This is a genomic window from Caballeronia sp. PC1, assembly GCF_021353155.1.
Lineage (GTDB): Bacteria > Pseudomonadota > Gammaproteobacteria > Burkholderiales > Burkholderiaceae > Caballeronia > Caballeronia cordobensis.
The window spans coordinates 41,447-57,458 of sequence record NZ_JAJUBH010000003.1; the positions used below are offsets into that span (position 1 = coordinate 41,447).

The window sequence follows — 16,012 nt, forward strand, 5'->3', positions numbered from 1 at the left end:
CTCAAAACTTGTTGCGCTGGCTCGGATCGAATTTCGGGTCGGGCTGCTTCTGCGTTTGCCTGAGCACGCCTTGCGGATCGAAATAGAAGTTGAAGATCATGTGATTGATGTTGTTCTCCATGTACCGGTATGACCACACTTCACGATCCATCCGTTTGAAATACGCCGTCTCGAAGGGCCTGCCGAATGCGACCATCACGTCGTTGCGGGTCCATTTGTTGACTTCGGCGCGATAGAACTCGTTTTCCTGAAGCACTTGCCGCACGCTGATCGCGTTGCCCTTCGCATCGAGATCGACGGCCGTGGTCGTCGATCCCATCGGCTGCGTGGGCCACATGAGACGCTTGCCGCCGTTGGGCAGGTCGTAGGTTTCTTTCGGCGGACCGAGCTTCGCGATGATCGCCTGCTGGTCCATGCCCGTCTGCACGCGCTGCTCGGGCTGCGCGCACGCGGTGAGCGCGAGCACGATGGCGCACGCAAGGAGTGGTCTCATGGGTCTCTCCCGCAACGTTTCCGCTGGTGTTTCCGGCTATTTTTTCGCGGCGGGCTCCACGGAAATCGCGAGCGCTTCCGTGTAGACCGCTTTCACCTGATCGCCCTTTTTCACGCGTTTCAGGCGCTCGGGGTCCTCCACGTGCAGATCCACCGTGTGGCCGCGCGGACCGCGCAGCGTGACTGTCTTCGTGTGACGATCGACCGCCACCACATCGGCGATGATCGTCACTTCGCGGCCTAGTTCGCCGCCCGGTTTCGCGCCGGGCGGCGCGCGCTCGGCGGTGTCCTTTTCCGAACGCGACGGCTGCGCCTTCCTGTCGAGGAGACTCAGCGAGAGCGACTCGCGATACTGCGCGGTCACGACATCGCCGAGCGCGAGCTGCTCGAAGTTGCGCGCCTCCTTCGTCACTTCGAGTTCGATCACCTTGCCCGCGGCGGTTTTGAGCGTGACGGTGCGCGTCGCCGGATCGATGCCGACGATCGTCGCCGTGACCTTCGTCACGCCCTGCACGGTGGCGCCGCTCTGATCCCGCACGACGCTCACGTCGGTTTCGGGACCGGCGGAATATGCGCTCGCGGAGATCGCAAGGCATGACAAGACAACGAGGCTCACGCGCTTCATGATCGCGCTCCCTGTTTCGGTTGCCCGGCAACGGACCCTGCGACGGCCCGGACGCTGCGACTACTGAATCGAGTAACCGCGGCCCTGCATGCACGCCGCCCACGCGCGGTAGTACGTGGACATCGCGCCCTGGCTCTGCGCCTGCGCATTGGCTTCCTGCGTGCGCTTGTTCTGCCGTGCGCGCATGCCGCCCGCCACCGTGCCCGTGGCCGCGCCGATGGCCGCGCCCTTGCCCGCATCGCCCGCGATCGCGCCGATCACCGCGCCGCCCGCCGCGCCGCGCGCCGCGCCACCCACGCGTTCGCCGCCGCCCACGGCCGCTCCGCCTTGCGGCGGCGGCGCAGCCGATGCGGTCGTCGGATCGATGCCCGTGTTGCTCTTCGCCCAGCTATAGCATGCGCCGTCGTCCTTTTGCTGCTGCTGCGCGCTTTGACCTTTCGACGGATACGCGATCGGCTTGCTCTGCGCGACGGCATCGAGCGTCATCATCGCGATCACGATGGCGCAGCACGCGCGCACTTTATTTACATTCATGGCGACTCCTTAACAAAGTTTGAGGAATTAAGGATTCTACGAGATCTCTCGCCGGTCGTTTATCAAGGTTCGTGTACGCGGGACCAGGATGCGTCGGGATCGAACTCGGTGAGCGGGCGTCGTTCACGGACAGATTCTTTTCGGCTTTCCTCGATCGGGAAACCGGTGATCCGAAAATGAGTAAGCGAAGGCGAAAAGCAGATGGCTATTTGAAGATATCCGAACCCTTTAGCGATTTCAAGAATCGAGGCCTAGGTGTTTGTTCGCTTCCTTTTCCCAATGCTCAAAACACTTCATTAACCGCCTAAAGCGATGATCGCCATGGTCAGCAGCACACCGAGCGCCATCATCGAAAGTCCCGCTTTCCAGCCGCTCCAGCCCGCATAGCCGCCGAGTGCGAAGCCGCAGATGAACAGCATCGCGAGCGTGAGCATGCGCGATATCAGCAAGGCCGTCGGCACATGCGTGAAGATGACGAAGGGCGCGGCAACGGGAAACGTCGACAGCACGATGATGATGAAAATAGCGAGCGCCGCGAGAAAATCGGCGCGCACGAAGCGCGCGCGTTCGGGCAGGGCTTCGCTCGCCGCGATGCGCTTGCGGATGGCTTCGAGATCGGCGTCGGAAATGAACGGATCGAGCGCCGCGGAGACGCGCTCGCGCAAGGCGCGCACGCCCGCCGCCGCATCGCGTTCGCGCTGTACGGCAAGCGCGAGCGCGTGCCTGCGCGCGCGGTCCGCGATCGTGCGCACGAGATACATGACCGCGTCGGCGAGGCCCCACGCGAGATTGCAGCCGAGCGCCGTAAACAGCATCTTGCGGCCGGCATCCTCGCCGCTCGTCGCCGCCGACACCGTGCCGACGAACGTCAGCGCCATGAAGAGGCCAAAGCACATCTCCGATACGCGATCCACGGTATCGAGCACACGTTCGCGCTCTCGCGCCTGCGGCGGTTCGTCGGCGGACATGGCCGCGCACCGCTATTTGACCTTGACTTCGTTTTCGAGCGGCTGGCCGTGCTCGAACGCCGTGATGCTTTCGAGCGTGGTCTCGCAGATCGTCGTCAGCGCCTCGCGCGTGAGATATGCCTGATGTCCCGTCACGATCACGTTCGGAAACGAAACGAGCCGCTGAAAGATATCGTCGGTGATGATCTCGCTCGACAGATCGCGGAAAAAGAGATCGGCTTCCTGTTCGTAGACATCGATCGCGAGACCGCCGAGTTGGCCCGTCTTCAGCGCTTCGATCACGGCTTCCGTATCGATCAGCGCGCCGCGGCTCGTATTGATGAGCAAGGCGCCGGGCTTCGCGCGCTTGAGCATCTCGGCGTTGATGATGTGATGCGTCTGCGGCGTCAGCGGACAGAACAACGCGATGATGTCCGACTTTCCGCCGATCTCGCCGGGCTGCGCGTAGCGCAGTCCGAGCGCTTCGAACTCCTTCGACGGATACGGATCGTAGCCGAGCACATGGCAGCCGAAGCCCTGCATGATCTTCGCGAACACGCAGCCGATCTTGCCCGTGCCCACCACCGCGACCGTCTTGCCGTACAGATCGAAACCGATGAGGCCATCGAGCGAGAAGTTGGAATCCCGCGTGCGGTTGTAGGCGCGATGCACTTTGCGGTTGATCGCGAGCAGCAGCGCGACCGCATGCTCGGCCACCGAATTCGGCGAGTAATTCACGACCCGCACCACTTTGATACCGAGCTTCGCCGCCGCATCGAGATCGACATTATTGAAGCCCGTGCAGCGCAGCGCGACGAGACGCGTACCGCCTTTGTGCAGCGCTTCGAGCACTTCGGCGTCGGCTTTGTCATTGACGAAAATGCATACGGCGCCATAGCCCGCGGCGAGGCCGACCGTGTCCATGTCGAGCGACATGTCGTGGTATTTCAGCTTGTGCTGCGCAGACTTGTTCGCCTGGTCGAGATACTGGCGCTCGTAGGGCGTCGAACTGTAGATCGCCACTTCCATGATGTGCTCCTTACGATTGTGTCCGATAGCGCCAAGCCTACCCCGCTGCAAGCGATATGGCGATCTGCACGAAAAGCACCTTGACGATGGTCATCGAAGGAAAAATCATCGCGTACATGATGTCCGGCTGATCCGTCGGCGCAATGCGGTTGGCGAACGCGAGGATCGCCGGATTGCCGGTCGCGCCGCAGATCACGCCGACCGACGTATCGAAGGGCAGCTTGAAAATCCACAGGCAGCACACGGCCGTGACGGCCACCAGCACCAGCAGCGTGATCACGCCGTAGAGCAGCAGGAGCGGACCGGCGGTGCCCACCGTCGCGACGAACTTCGGCCCGCATGAAATGCCGACTTGCGCGAGAAAGATCGTGAGGCCGAGATTGCGCAGCACGAGATTCGCCGAGAGCGGCATCACCCACACGAACGGCCCGTTGCGCCGCGCCTTGCCCAGACACAGCGCGACCAAGAGCAGCGCGGCGAGGCCCAGACTGAAGGCGCCGAGACCGGGCACGGGCAGTGGGATCGCGCCGACGAGCAGGCCCAACGCCGCGCCTATCCCCAGGCAGATGAAGCTGAGATCCGCCGTGCCCTTGATCGAATCGCCGAAGAACGTGCGCATCGTTGTCCGATGCGCGCGGTTGACGAGCAGGCCGACGCGGTCGCCCGCTTCGAGGATGAGATCGGGCGTCGAGAGCATGTCGGCGTCGCCGCGGCGCACGTGCGCGATCGCGCAGTTCACGCCATCGGGGAACCGTATGTCGCCGAGCGCCATGCCGACGACCGACGGATTCGACGCGAACACGCGCATGTAGTCCAGATCTTCGCGATCACTCGAAAAGCGCCCTGGCTGCGATTCGCCGCATAGCGCGGTCACTTCGTCCAGCAAGCGCCGCTCGGTCGAAGTGGCGAGCAGCACGTCGTCGCTGCGCAGCGTGAAATCGGGCGTGGGCAACTGGTTGTGATGCGCGCGGCGCACCGCGGCGATCGCCACGCCCGCGGGCAGGCGGCCCGTCAACTGCGCGAGGGTCAGGCCGAAGAGACTTTCGTTGCGCAGCGCGATCTCCGCCGTTTCCACGACCTTCGCGGCCGGCTTCTGGATCTTCACCTTGAGCGCGACGTTCAGGATGTACAGAAACAGGATCGGCCCGGCGACGCCGAAGGGATACGCGACGCTGTAGGCCACGGCGGCATCGTTGTTTTTCATCGATGCGATCGCGACCTGAAGGCTCGCCGTGCTGGTGCCGCTGCCCGCGAACATGCCGAGCGCGTCGGCCAGCTTGATGCCGAGCGGAATGAAGCCCACCGACACGAGACCCGCGACGATCACGCCGATGCACGCGGCCACGTTCGCCTTCACGCCCTCGCGGCTCGTGAGCCCGCGAAAGAACTGCGCCCCGTACTGAATGCCGATGCCATACAGAAACAGCAAGAGCCCGAGCGTGCCCAGGAGCGCGGGCGGCGCGGACTTGGGCGCGAACGCGCCGATGGCGAGCCCGACGAACAGCACCGCGCCCGAACCGAGCGCCACGCCCTTGATATTGATCTCGCCGATGAGATACCCCAGCGCGATCGTCAGAAAGAGCGCGAAAAGCGACTGATTCTCGAGAAACGTCCTGACTGCCTCCATGCCGCCTCCTGTGGAAGGACAAGCTGCCCCGCAGTACAGGAACACTAATAAGCGCTTTGCGCCACGCAGTCCAGCACCGCCGCGCGCACAGATCAGTGCGATTCGAGCACCACGACGCTGCGCCCTTCGACACGGCATGCGCCGCGCTCGACCGCCGCCGTTTCGATATCAGGAACAATATCGCGCGGCGCTTCAGCCGACGTATCGACGATGCGCCGCCAGGCCTGACCGTCGAGCGCGGGCAGCGCGGCGTCGCGGGCGTCGTCGTTCATGTTGAAGACGATGTGCAGCATCGCTTCGCCCGGCGTGCGCCCCGCGAGCGTCAACGCGACGAAGCGCGCGCCCCCGTCGTGCCATGCGGGTTCGTGAAGGCGCTCGCCGTGCCAGGCCACGTCGGGATGCGTGTGTCCGCCTTCGGCGAGCCCCGTCAGGAAGCGGCGCCGCCGCAGGCTCGCGTGACGCTTGCGCAGCGCGATCATCTCGCGCACGAAACGCAGCATGTCCTCGGCATCGGCCGAAAGACGCCAGTCCATCCACGACACCGCGTTGTCCTGACAGTACGCGTTGTTGTTGCCGCGCTGGCTGCGCAGGATTTCGTCGCCGGCGAGGAGCATCGGCACGCCCTGGCTCAGCAGCAGGATCGCCATGAAGTTGCGCGCCTGCCGATGGCGCAGGCCGATGATCGCGGCGTCGCCAGTCTCGCCTTCCGCGCCGCAATTCCACGACAGATTGTCGTTGCTGCCGTCGCGATTCTCGTCGCCGTTGGCCTCGTTGTGCTTCGCGTCGTAGCTGACGAGATCGTTGAGTGTGAAACCGTCGTGACACGTCACGAAGTTGATGCTGTTCGCGGGCAGCCTGCCGTCGTCCTGATAGAGATCCGCGCTGCCCGCGATGCACGTGCACACTTCGCCGACGAGGCCCGCATCGCCGCGCACGAAACGCCGGATCACGTCGCGATAGCGCCCGTTCCATTCGGACCACGCCATGCCCGGAAACGCGCCGACGTGATACAGGCCGCCCGCATCCCACGCCTCGGCGATGAGCGGCACGCGCGCGAGCACGGGCGAGGCCTCCATCGCCCACGGCAAGGGCGGCGTGCGCAGCAGTTCGCCCTGCTCGCCGCGCGCGAAGACGCTCGCGAGATCGAAGCGAAAGCCGTCCACGCCCAGCTCGCGCACCCAGTATTCGAGACAGCGCATGATGAACGCCGACACGAGCGGATGATTGCAGTTGACGGTATTGCCGCAGCCGGTGTAGTCGCGGTAGTGCCGCGCATCGTTCGTATCGATCTGATAGAAGGCCTCGTTGGCGAACGCCTTGAAGTGAATCAGCGGCCCGTCCTTGCCCGCTTCCGACGTGTGATTGAACACCACGTCGAGCAGGATGCGGATACCGGCGGCATGCAGCGCATCGACCAGTTGGCGAATCTCCTGCGGCGCGCGCGCAGGCTCCACGCAGTAGCGCGGATGCGGGCTGTAAAAGCTATGCGTGCTGTAGCCCCAGTAGTTGCGAAGGCCGCGCGCGACGGCGGCGGCGGGAATGTCCTGCTCGTCGAAGGCCATCACGGGCAGCAGTTCGACATGCGTGACGCCGAGCGCCTTCAGATACGGGATTTTCTCGATCAGGCCCGCGAACGTGCCGGGATGGCGCACGCCGCTCGACGGATGCCGCGTGAAGCCGCCGACGTGCAGTTCGTAGATGATGGCGTCGTCGAGCGTGCGCACGTCGATGCCTTCGTCGGGCAAATCGAGCGGCTCCGTGACGATCGCCCTGAGCGACGCATGACCGGCCGTATCCGCAACGGCCGCGTGCCGGCGTTCATAGAAGCGGTCGCTCACGCCGCGCGCATGCGGATCGAGCAGTTCCTTGCGGCTCGCGGCTTCGTCGCTCATCTGCGGCACGCAGAGCGGCCCGTGCGCGCGCCACGTATAGCAGCAGCGCGGCGGAAGCTCCTCGACGAACACGTGCCAGAAGAAGTACGTGCGGTTCGCATCGTGCGTCAGCGTGACGATCTGAAACGGCTCGGCACTTTCCTCCGATGCATACAGCAGCAACTCGACGCGCGTCGCATGGCGGCAGAACGTGCAGAAGTTGACGCCGCCTTGCACGACCGTCGCGCCGATGGGAAAGCGCGAACCGGGCTGCGTGCCGTAATGGCGGCGAAGGCGCGCTTCAGAACTCTCCAAGATCGTTCCTCACGGGACGCGTCACACCCACCAAGCATATGTGAGGAACCGGGGATTACAAGCGGCGTGTCATTGCACGCCTTCGAGCAGCCCGAGCGCGATGGCGCGGCGCACCGCATGCTTGCGCGAACTCGCGTCGAGCTTGCCGAAGAGATTCTTCAGATGCCACTTGACGGTGCCTTCCCCGCACGCCGCCGCGAGCGCGATTTCCTTGTTGCTCAGGCTGCGCGCGAGCAGTTCGAGCATCTCACGCTCCTTCGGCGTGAGAATGACGCTCGGCAGCGCGCGCGGGCCGCCCGCGCCGGAAGGCGGCGGGCGCACGACGTGCGGCGGCACCGCCGGCCGCTCGCCGGGCGGCATCTCCCCCTCCTCGCTCACGCGACGGGCCCAGTCGGCGAGCGCGGGGTGCGCGTCGATCAGCACGCGCCCGAGGTGATACGTACGCGCGAGATTCAAGGCTTCGACGAAGGGCGCGTGGCCTTCGCCGCTTGCGCGTTCGAGGGCGAGCGCGCGCAAGGCCATCAACGCGATGCGCTGGCGGCCGAGCTTCATCGTCGTGGCGATGCGCTCGGCGCGCTCGAACGGCTCGATCGCGGCGCGCCAGTCCTGCCGCGCGATCTCCGCGCTGCCGTGCGCCATCGCCTGGAGCATCTGCACCGATTCGCGCCAGATCGGGCCGCGCGCGGCGGCATGTTCCTCGACGACGGCATCGATGCGCGCGACCAGCGCATCGCAGGTCTGCGCGCGGTAGCGGCCCGCGTGCACGCTCACCTGCTCGGCGAGGCTCGTCACGCACAGGCGCGGCAGGTCGCGCGCGACGCCCATCGCGTGCAGCATGTCGAGCAGATCGAGCGCGCGATGCTCGTCGCCGCGCAAGACCGCGATGCGCGCCGCCGTCCGGTACGCGAGCACGACGGTCTCGGGCAGCGCGGCGCGTTCGAGCACGTCGAGGCGATTGGCGAGCAGCGCGCCGGCCTCGTCGATGCGATCGTCCTCGTAAGCGATCGAGGCGCATGTCGCCGCGAACATGCAGGTGAGCGGATGACGCCTGCCGAGATCCTCTTCCGCGCTCGCGAGCGCGGGCAGCAGCACGCTTTCCGCGAGCTTCACCTGGCCCTCCCGCAACCACGTCAGGCCGACCATGTGATCGCCCCAGCGCACGAGATAGCCGTGGCCCTTGCCGATCTGCGCGCGCGGCGTCGCTTGTTGCAGGCGGCGCGCCTGCGCCGGCTCGCCGAGCAGCATGGCGCGGGCGGCAAGGCGGTTCGCGTGCGCCTGGGCGAGCCACGAGTCCTTCGCGGGCGGCCGCTCTGCCCACGGCTCGAAACGCGCGAGAAAGCCATCGGGATCGTCGGCGTACCAGGCCGCCGCGCTCAGGATCAGCGCGCATTCGTAACGCACCGCATCGTCGCCCGCGGACGATGCCAGCACGCGCTCGACCTGCCGCTCGGCCTCGCCGTGTCGTTCGCCGAGCGCGAGCGCCCACGCGACCGCGAGGCAGAGGCGCGGGCGTTTCTCCAGTTCCGGCTCCGGCAGGCGTTCGAGCCAGTCGAGCACGGTGCCGAGCTGGCCTTGCTTCACGGCGTCGTGCAGCGACTGTTCCGCGAGCTCGTAAGCGTGCTCGCGCTCGCCCGCCGCATGCGCGTGGCGCGCCGCCTGTTCGAGCATGCCGCGCGCGCCGAGCCAGCGCGCCGCGCGCCGGTGCAGATCCGCGCGCTGCGCGTCGGTGAGCGCGGCGAGACGGGTCTGCAGCACGTCGCGCACGAGCGGATGCAGCCGGCACCAGTCGCTCTCTTCGGCGGTGACGAAAACGGGCGTGTCGCGCGCCAGATGCAGTAGACGCTGTGACGCGTCGGCATCGCCGGTCAGGTCGGCGCACAGGTCGGGATGCAGCACGTCCACGACACTGATGCTCACGAGAAAGCGTTCATCGTCCGGTGAAAGCTCGGCGAGCAGCGCCGCAACGAGCGGTTCGCGCAAACCGCGCGGCCCCGCCGCGAGATTGTCCAGGGCAGCGCGCGGGTCCTGTGCGCGCGACATCGCCGTGAGCGCGAGTTGCAGGCCGAGCGGCCAGCCGTCGGTGATTTCGAAGAGGCGCGCGCTCGCATCCGCGTCCACGCGCGCGCCGAAGCGCTGCGTGACGAGCGCGATGGTCTCGTCGACGCGAAAGCGCAGCGCCTCCGGGCCAACGAGCCCCGCCTGCCCGTAGGCGAGCAGCTCCGCCGCGGGCTTGTCGAGCCCCTGGCGGCCCGCCGCGACGATGCGCAGATTCTGCGGCGCGTTGTGCATCACGTAATCGAGCAGCGCCGCGCCCGATGGCGGCAATCGGTCCGCGTCGTCGACGATCAGCACGACATCGAGCGAAAGCTGGGCCAGTTCGGCGAGCCACGCCGTCGCGAGATCGAAGGCGCCGGCGGCCGCGTTCGGGCTTTCGGCGATCAGGCGACCGAACGCGGGGCGCGCGCAACCGGTGCGCACGGCGTGGACGAGCGCGCGCAAAAAGCGCCCGGCGTCGTCGCGCTCGTCGGCGAGCAGCCACGCGACGGCCGCGGCGCGCGCCAGGAACTCCCGCCGCCACTGCGCGAGCAGCGACGTCTTGCCGTATCCCGCGCCCGCCTGCACGAGCACGATCTGGCTGGCCGCGCCCGGCATGCTCGCGGCGTTGAGGCGCGCGCGCGCAAGCAGGCCTGACGGCGCGCGCGGCGCCATCGTTTTCAGTACGAGCTCGGTGGATGGGGAATCGTTTGACATCGCGCGGTCTTGTTATGGATCCAAGGATGGTTCGGATGACACGCGCCCGTCAAGCCCTCCCGCCGCGAGAGGGGCGCAACGGCCGCGTGCGCACTACGATGCATTCAATCGTGTTACCGCAAGCCGAAGGATCGAAATGTACCGACATCTGCTCGTGCCCGTCGAGCGCAGCGACGCCTGCGTCGAGGCGATCGGCCATGCCGCCGAGCTCGCGCGATCGCTCGGCGCGCGCATTACCTTCGTCTGGCGCGACGACAGCAACGGCAACGGCCACGCCAGCGACGCCCGCGCGCTGCTGGCCCGCGCCGAAGCCGCGGCGCGGGCGCAGGGCGTGCCGGCGTCGGTGCTGGCGCTCGATGCGCGCGCGCCGGCCGAGTACGACCTCGTCTGCATCGCGCAGGGCAGCGCCGTGCCGCCGGTGGCGGGCGTCGCCGTCTTGATCTGCCCGCGCGACGCGCGCCCCGCGGTCGCGAAAGCGATCGGCGCGCTTCTGGCCGCGCATCGCGCGCGCTCGAACGCTTACGACGCCGCGCTCGCCATGAAGCGGCCCGATGCGCGAACCATCGCGCGTCTTCAGCAAGCGCATGACGAAGAAACCGCATTGACGGCGGCCCTGCGCGATCGCACGTCCGCGCTCGACGCCGAACTCGACGAACTCGCGCGCCTCGCGCAACGCGAAGCGGCCCTGCTCACGCGCATCGCGGAACAGGCGCGAAACGGCGAGGTGATCGAAGACAGCCTGCATGCCTGCGCGCGGTTCGCGTGGGAACGCATGGGACGTATCGAAGGCGCGTTGCTGCCCGCGGCGCGCCGCTATCTGCGCGATGACGACTGGCACACGCTGGCCGTCGCCGCACACTGAACACAGACTGAACGAGGAGACGAAAACGATGGCACATGCAATCCGCTTTCACGAAACCGGCGGACCGGAAGTCCTGCGCTGGGAGCAAGTCGAAGTGGGCGAACCCGGCCCGTCCGAAGTGCGCCTGCGCCACGAGGCCGTCGGCCTCAATTTCGCGGATACGTATTTCCGCTCCGGCCTCTATCCGGTGCCGCTGCCTTCGGGCATGGGCGTCGAGGCGGCGGGCGTCGTCGAGAAAGTGGGCGCGAACGTCACGCATCTGAAGGAAGGCGACCGCGTGACCTACACTGGCTTCATCAACACGCTCGGCGCGTACAGCACGGAGCGCGTCATTCCGGCCGCGCCGCTCATCAAGTTGCCCGATGCGATCGACTGCACGCGCGCCGCCGCCATGACCATGCGCGGCCTCACCGCCGCCTATCTGATGACGCGCATCCGCCGCTTCGAGCGCGGCGACACGCTGCTCCTGCACGCGGCGGCGGGCGGCGTCGGCCTGATCGTGTCGCAATGGGCGAAGCTGCTGGGCGTCACGGTGATCGGCACGGTGTCGAGCGATGCGAAAGCGCAGGTGGCGCGCGAGCATGGCGTGGCGCACGTGATCGACTACAGCCGCGAGGATGTCGCCGCGCGCGTGCGCGAACTCACCGACGGCAAGGGCGTCAACGCGGTGTTCGACAGCGTCGGCAAGACGACCTTCAACGCCTCGCTCGATTCGCTCGCGCGGCGCGGCCTGATGGTCTGCGTCGGCACCGCGTCGGGCCCGATTCCGCCGTTCGATCCGCAATTGCTCGCGATGAAAGGCTCGCTCTATCTCACGCGCCCGGCGCTCGCCGACTATATCGCCGATCCGGCCGAGAAGAACGCGCTCGCCGCCGAACTCTTCGATCACGTCGCGAGCGGCCGCATCCGCATCGAAATCAATCAGCGCTACGCGCTCGCCGACGCGCAGGATGCGCACCGCGATCTCGAAGCGCGCAAGACCACCGGTTCGTCCGTGTTCGTCGTCTGAGGAGACATCATGCATATCGAGCAACTCACTTGCGCCATCGGCGCCGAGCTCAAGAACGTGAGACTCGCCGACGCCGTTCACGACGACGGCCTCTTCGATGCGATCCGCACCGCACTGCTCAGGCATCGCGTGCTCTTTCTGCGCGATCAGGAGATCACGCGCGCGGAGCATGTCGCGTTCGCGCGGCGCTTTGGCGAACTGGAAGATCATCCGGTCGCGGGCAGCGATCCCGAGCATCCGGGTCTCGTGCGGATCTACAAGTCGCCCGATCAGCCGAACGACCGCTACGAAAACGCGTGGCACGCCGACGCGACGTGGCGCGACGCGCCGCCTTTCGGCTGCGTGCTGCGCTGCGTGGAATGCCCGCCGGTTGGCGGCGACACGATGTGGGCGAACATGGTGCTCGCCTACGAGAACCTGCCCGCGCACGTGAAAGAGCAGATTGCGGATCTGCGCGCGCGGCACAGCATCGAGGCGAGCTTCGGCGCGGCCATGCCGATCGAAAAGCGTCTCGCGCTCAAGGCGCAGTTTCCCGATGCCGAGCATCCGGTCGTGCGCATTCATCCGGACACGGGCGAAAAGGTGCTCTTCGTGAACGCCTTCACGACGCACTTCACCAACTATCACACGCCCGCGCGCGTGCGCTTCGGGCAGGACGCGAATCCCGGCGCGGGCCAGTTGCTCGCCTATCTGCTGAGCCAGGTCGCCATTCCGGAGTATCAGGTGCGCTGGCGCTGGTCGAAGAACAGCATCGCGATCTGGGACAACCGCAGCACGCAGCATTACGCCGTGATGGACTATCCGCCCTGTCACCGGAAAATGGAGCGCGCGGGCATCATCGGCGACGTGCCGTTCTGACGATGGATCGACCGATGAACGCATCGACGATACTCATGGTGCCGGGCCTGCGCGATCACGTGGAGGACCACTGGCAGACGCACTTCGCGAATGCGCACGCGAACGTGCGCACCGTGCCGCCGCTTCAGCGCGACAAGCTCGATTGCGGTGCGCGAGTGGCGGCGCTCGATGACGCGCTCGCGCACATCGACGGGCCGGTCGTGCTGGTCGCGCATAGCGCGGGCGTGATGATCACCGTGCACTGGGCGCTTCGTGCCCTTCCCGCCCGGCGAAAGATCGAGGGCGCGCTGCTCGTCACGCCGCCCGATTTCGATGCGCCGCTGCCCGAAGGCTATCCGACGCCCGACGAACTCCGGCTGCACGGCTGGCTGCCGACGCCGCGTGAACGCCTGCCGTTTCCCTGCGTCGTCGCGGCGAGCCGCAACGATCCGCTGGCGCGCTTCGAACGCGTCGCGGGCATGGCGCAGGACTGGGGCGCGCGGCTCGTCGATCTTGGCTGCGCGGGTCACATGAACCCGGCATCCGGATTCGGCGAGTGGCGCGATGCGGGGCGTTACATCGCGTCATGCGTTTAATGTGCGCAGCATATCCGCCGCCGCCCGCGCCGCCACTTCGCAACCCTTCACGATGTGCGCCTCGGCGGTATCCTCGATGAAGTCGTGACTCACGCCGCCGATGCTCGGCACGAACAGCATGCACGCCGGCATGTGATGCGCGATCACCTGCGCATCGTGCGATGCGCCGCTCGGCATGCGTTCCCACCGTCCCGGCGCGAGCGCTTCGGCGGCGTGCGCGAGATGCGCCTGCAACGCGGCGTCCATCTCGACGGGTTCTTCGGGCGGCTCGCTGTGGGCCATCGCCACGCCGACCTTGCCTTCGTCGTTGAAGTCGCGGATCAGCGCGGCGAGTAAGGCTTCCATCGCGCGCAGGCGTGGCGCGCTGGCGTCGCGGAATTGCAGATACAGGTCGGCCGCGCCCGGCACCACGCTGAACGAGCCCGGATCCAGCTCGATGCGTCCCACTGTCCACACCGTATCCGCGTCGGCGAGCGGACGGAATGCTTCGTCCATGCGCGCGATGAACGCGACGAGCGCCGCGCCCGCGTCGCGGCGAATCGACATCGGTGTCGTGCCCGCGTGATTGCGCTGCCCCGTGAAACGCAGCCGCATCTCGCGTATGCCGACGATCGTCGTCACCACGCCGATCGACTTGCCGCGCGCCTCCAGCCGTCCGCCCTGCTCGATGTGCGGCTCCATGTACGCCTTGTGGCGCGTTGCGTCGAACTTCACGCGCGGCGCGCCGGCGAGACCGGCTTGCCGGAGCGCATCGGCGAGCGAAACGCCTTCGCGATTGCGGGCCGTGCGGATGCTTTCATCGACATCGTCGCCGACGAAACTGCGGCTGCCGAGAAAGCCCGAGTACGTGCCTTCTTCGTCGATCCACGATGCGACGTCCACCGCGTAACCACGGGTTGCTTCGCATTCGGCGAGCGCGCGCGCGATTTCCAGCCCGTAGATGACGCCGAGCGCGCCGTCGAGCCAGCCGCCCGTGGGCTGTGTGTCGGTGTGCGAGCCGATCAGGAGCGCCGGGCCCGCATTGCGCGAGCGGCCGAACACGGTGCCGACGCCGTCGATGCTCGCGTCGAGGCCCGCGTCGCTCATGCGGCCGGCGAGCCAGCGGCGGGCGTCCATATCGACCGGCGAAAGGGATAGACGCACGACGCCCGGCCCCGTGGCGCCGAACGTGCGCAGATGTTTGAGGTCGTTCAGCAAGCGGTCAGGGTCGATCTTCAGCACGGGTCGGTCCTCGTTATGCGGGGAAAGCGCGTACGTTATCAGACCTGCGAGCGTTCATCAGGTGAAGCAAAGCAATGGTCGCCTGTCTGCGCTCAAGCCTCCGAGGCGCGGCGCTGTGGATGAAACATCCGCATCGCCACGCTGACGCCGGAGGCAAGCACGATGAAAACACCGCCGCAAACAAACACGACGAGCGAACTTTGATAGCGCTCCATCAACCATCCGCCCAATAGGCCGGCCGGGGGAATGGCCAGATAGGAAATGAGTCGCGTCACGCCGATCGTTCGACCCAGAATGGCGGCAGGAACAACGGTTTGTCGATACGTGAAAAAGCCGACGATGACGCACGACTGGCAGGTCATCGACAGCCCCCACAAGATCGATACGCCAAGCGGTAATGTCGTGAGCCCCGCGCCCAATGCGAAAACGCCGGCAAGAAAACAACTCGCGACGATCATGAGCGCCGGATGCAGCCTTTTGACGAGGAAGGGCGCGCAGAAGGAGCCGAGCACGGCGCCGCCACCGATCAGGCCATAGTAGTAACCGAGGTTCGCCGGCGCGACCTTGAATAGCGATAAGAAAATGTAGGCGAGGTTGGCGCCGATGATCGTAAGCCCGAAGTTGACGAGCAGAAAGAGCACGGAAAAAGAGATCAGATTGCGGTTTTCGAGGACGCAGGCAAATCCCTCTTTCAGATCGGCCATGACGCTGGTTCTTTTCCTTGGCGGCGCAGGCGTGCCGGGTAGCAATGCGCACAACAAGATAGAAAAGATATACCCCGAGATGCAGGCCGCTAAAACCGTGCTCTTCGAAACCCACGCGAGCGCAGCGGCCACGATCAACGGTGCGCCAATGCGCACCATGTTATCGATCGCGTTGATCAAACCGTTGAATCTGACGAGCTCGTTGGACGCCATGAGCTCAGGCGCAATGCTTTGGAACATCGGATGGTGCGTCGCGCTCGCACTGGCAAGGAGAAATGCCATGAGAAGCAGCACGTATTCCATGATTCCGGCAGGCAGGGTGTAGATCGCAGCAAACATCGAGCAACCGATGATAATGCTCAGCACGTCGCTTCCCACCAGAAAATGCTTCTTTCTATATCGATCGCTCCAGACCCCGGCGAACGGCGTGACCAGAATATACGGCGCAAGCGCTGCAATATAGGCGAGTGACGTCCAGGTCGCGGATTTCGTGGCGCTGTAGATATAGAGCGGAACCAGAAAGCCGATGGTCCATGAACAGACCGAGGAAATGATATAAGACGCCGTCAGCTTGAACATGCCCGTCTCCCGT

At 66.1% G+C, this 16,012-nt stretch carries 14 protein-coding genes; 4 read left to right on the forward strand and 10 right to left on the reverse strand.

What is annotated here, in order from left to right:
- Nucleotide 1 precedes the first annotated feature (1 nt).
- From LY284_RS24905 to LY284_RS24940, 8 genes are all read right to left on the reverse strand, one after another.
- Entirely contained in the window at nucleotides 2-493 is a 492-nt protein-coding gene (locus LY284_RS24905) for a hypothetical protein (RefSeq protein WP_052485863.1), read from the reverse strand.
- A gap of 36 nt (nucleotides 494-529) precedes the next feature.
- Nucleotides 530-1,117, reverse strand: coding sequence for a hypothetical protein (locus LY284_RS24910; protein WP_233388509.1), 588 nt, complete (start codon nucleotides 1,115-1,117; stop codon nucleotides 530-532).
- A 60-nt stretch (nucleotides 1,118-1,177) separates the two neighbouring features.
- Nucleotides 1,178-1,651, reverse strand: a complete 474-nt coding sequence (locus LY284_RS24915) for a glycine zipper family protein (protein ID WP_014252042.1) — start codon at nucleotides 1,649-1,651, stop codon at nucleotides 1,178-1,180.
- A 296-nt stretch (nucleotides 1,652-1,947) separates the two neighbouring features.
- A complete protein-coding gene (locus tag LY284_RS24920; RefSeq protein ID WP_233388511.1) occupies nucleotides 1,948-2,619 on the reverse strand; it encodes a VIT1/CCC1 transporter family protein in 672 nt (223 codons plus the stop codon).
- Nucleotides 2,620-2,631: 12 nt separating this feature from the next.
- On the reverse strand, nucleotides 2,632-3,627 hold the full coding sequence (locus LY284_RS24925; protein WP_014252040.1) for a 2-hydroxyacid dehydrogenase: 996 nt from the start codon (nucleotides 3,625-3,627) through the stop codon (nucleotides 2,632-2,634).
- 37 nt (nucleotides 3,628-3,664) lie between these two features.
- The gene (locus tag LY284_RS24930) at nucleotides 3,665-5,254 is read right to left on the reverse strand and encodes an aspartate:alanine exchanger family transporter (protein WP_233388513.1); all 1,590 of its coding nucleotides are present in this window, start codon (nucleotides 5,252-5,254) and stop codon (nucleotides 3,665-3,667) included.
- 92 nt (nucleotides 5,255-5,346) lie between these two features.
- Nucleotides 5,347-7,440 (reverse strand): glycogen debranching protein GlgX, encoded by a 2,094-nt coding sequence (glgX, locus tag LY284_RS24935; RefSeq protein WP_233388515.1) that lies wholly within the window; start codon nucleotides 7,438-7,440, stop codon nucleotides 5,347-5,349.
- A gap of 69 nt (nucleotides 7,441-7,509) precedes the next feature.
- Nucleotides 7,510-10,191 carry a LuxR C-terminal-related transcriptional regulator gene (locus tag LY284_RS24940; protein WP_233388517.1) on the reverse strand — a complete coding sequence of 894 codons (2,682 nt, stop codon included), beginning with the start codon at nucleotides 10,189-10,191 and terminating at the stop codon, nucleotides 7,510-7,512.
- Nucleotides 10,192-10,327: 136 nt separating this feature from the next.
- Between LY284_RS24940 and LY284_RS24945 the strand changes: the two genes are divergently transcribed.
- The 4 genes from LY284_RS24945 to LY284_RS24960 are packed head-to-tail and all read left to right on the forward strand — an operon-like array spanning nucleotide 10,328 to nucleotide 13,495.
- Nucleotides 10,328-11,053, forward strand: a complete 726-nt coding sequence (locus tag LY284_RS24945) for a universal stress protein (protein WP_233388519.1) — start codon at nucleotides 10,328-10,330, stop codon at nucleotides 11,051-11,053.
- A gap of 28 nt (nucleotides 11,054-11,081) precedes the next feature.
- Nucleotides 11,082-12,062: a quinone oxidoreductase gene (locus tag LY284_RS24950; protein WP_045460027.1), complete on the forward strand. Its 981-nt coding sequence runs from the start codon at nucleotides 11,082-11,084 to the stop codon at nucleotides 12,060-12,062.
- Nucleotides 12,063-12,071: 9 nt separating this feature from the next.
- Nucleotides 12,072-12,920 (forward strand): TauD/TfdA family dioxygenase, encoded by an 849-nt coding sequence (locus LY284_RS24955; RefSeq protein WP_053571120.1) that lies wholly within the window; start codon nucleotides 12,072-12,074, stop codon nucleotides 12,918-12,920.
- A 14-nt stretch (nucleotides 12,921-12,934) separates the two neighbouring features.
- Entirely contained in the window at nucleotides 12,935-13,495 is a 561-nt protein-coding gene (locus LY284_RS24960; RefSeq protein WP_233388521.1) for an alpha/beta hydrolase, read from the forward strand.
- Here the strand turns inward: LY284_RS24960 and LY284_RS24965 are convergent.
- The gene (locus LY284_RS24965) at nucleotides 13,484-14,716 is read right to left on the reverse strand and encodes a Zn-dependent hydrolase (RefSeq protein WP_233388523.1); all 1,233 of its coding nucleotides are present in this window, start codon (nucleotides 14,714-14,716) and stop codon (nucleotides 13,484-13,486) included. The genes LY284_RS24960 and LY284_RS24965 overlap by 12 nt on opposite strands.
- Nucleotides 14,717-14,808: 92 nt before the next feature.
- A complete protein-coding gene (locus tag LY284_RS24970) occupies nucleotides 14,809-15,999 on the reverse strand; it encodes an MFS transporter (protein WP_233388525.1) in 1,191 nt (396 codons plus the stop codon).
- Nucleotides 16,000-16,012: the final 13 nt, after the last annotated feature.

Coding starts and splice junctions, on each gene's coding strand:
- LY284_RS24905 (WP_052485863.1), bottom strand. CDS start 493: ATGAGACCACTCCTTGCGTGCGCCATCGTGCTCGCGCTCACCGCGTGC.
- LY284_RS24910 (WP_233388509.1), bottom strand. CDS start 1,117: ATGAAGCGCGTGAGCCTCGTTGTCTTGTCATGCCTTGCGATCTCCGCG.
- LY284_RS24915 (WP_014252042.1), bottom strand. CDS start 1,651: ATGAATGTAAATAAAGTGCGCGCGTGCTGCGCCATCGTGATCGCGATG.
- LY284_RS24920 (WP_233388511.1), bottom strand. CDS start 2,619: ATGTCCGCCGACGAACCGCCGCAGGCGCGAGAGCGCGAACGTGTGCTC.
- LY284_RS24925 (WP_014252040.1), bottom strand. CDS start 3,627: ATGGAAGTGGCGATCTACAGTTCGACGCCCTACGAGCGCCAGTATCTC.
- LY284_RS24930 (WP_233388513.1), bottom strand. CDS start 5,254: ATGGAGGCAGTCAGGACGTTTCTCGAGAATCAGTCGCTTTTCGCGCTC.
- LY284_RS24940 (WP_233388517.1), bottom strand. CDS start 10,191: ATGTCAAACGATTCCCCATCCACCGAGCTCGTACTGAAAACGATGGCG.
- LY284_RS24945 (WP_233388519.1), top strand. CDS start 10,328: ATGTACCGACATCTGCTCGTGCCCGTCGAGCGCAGCGACGCCTGCGTC.
- LY284_RS24950 (WP_045460027.1), top strand. CDS start 11,082: ATGGCACATGCAATCCGCTTTCACGAAACCGGCGGACCGGAAGTCCTG.
- LY284_RS24955 (WP_053571120.1), top strand. CDS start 12,072: ATGCATATCGAGCAACTCACTTGCGCCATCGGCGCCGAGCTCAAGAAC.
- LY284_RS24960 (WP_233388521.1), top strand. CDS start 12,935: ATGAACGCATCGACGATACTCATGGTGCCGGGCCTGCGCGATCACGTG.
- LY284_RS24970 (WP_233388525.1), bottom strand. CDS start 15,999: ATGTTCAAGCTGACGGCGTCTTATATCATTTCCTCGGTCTGTTCATGG.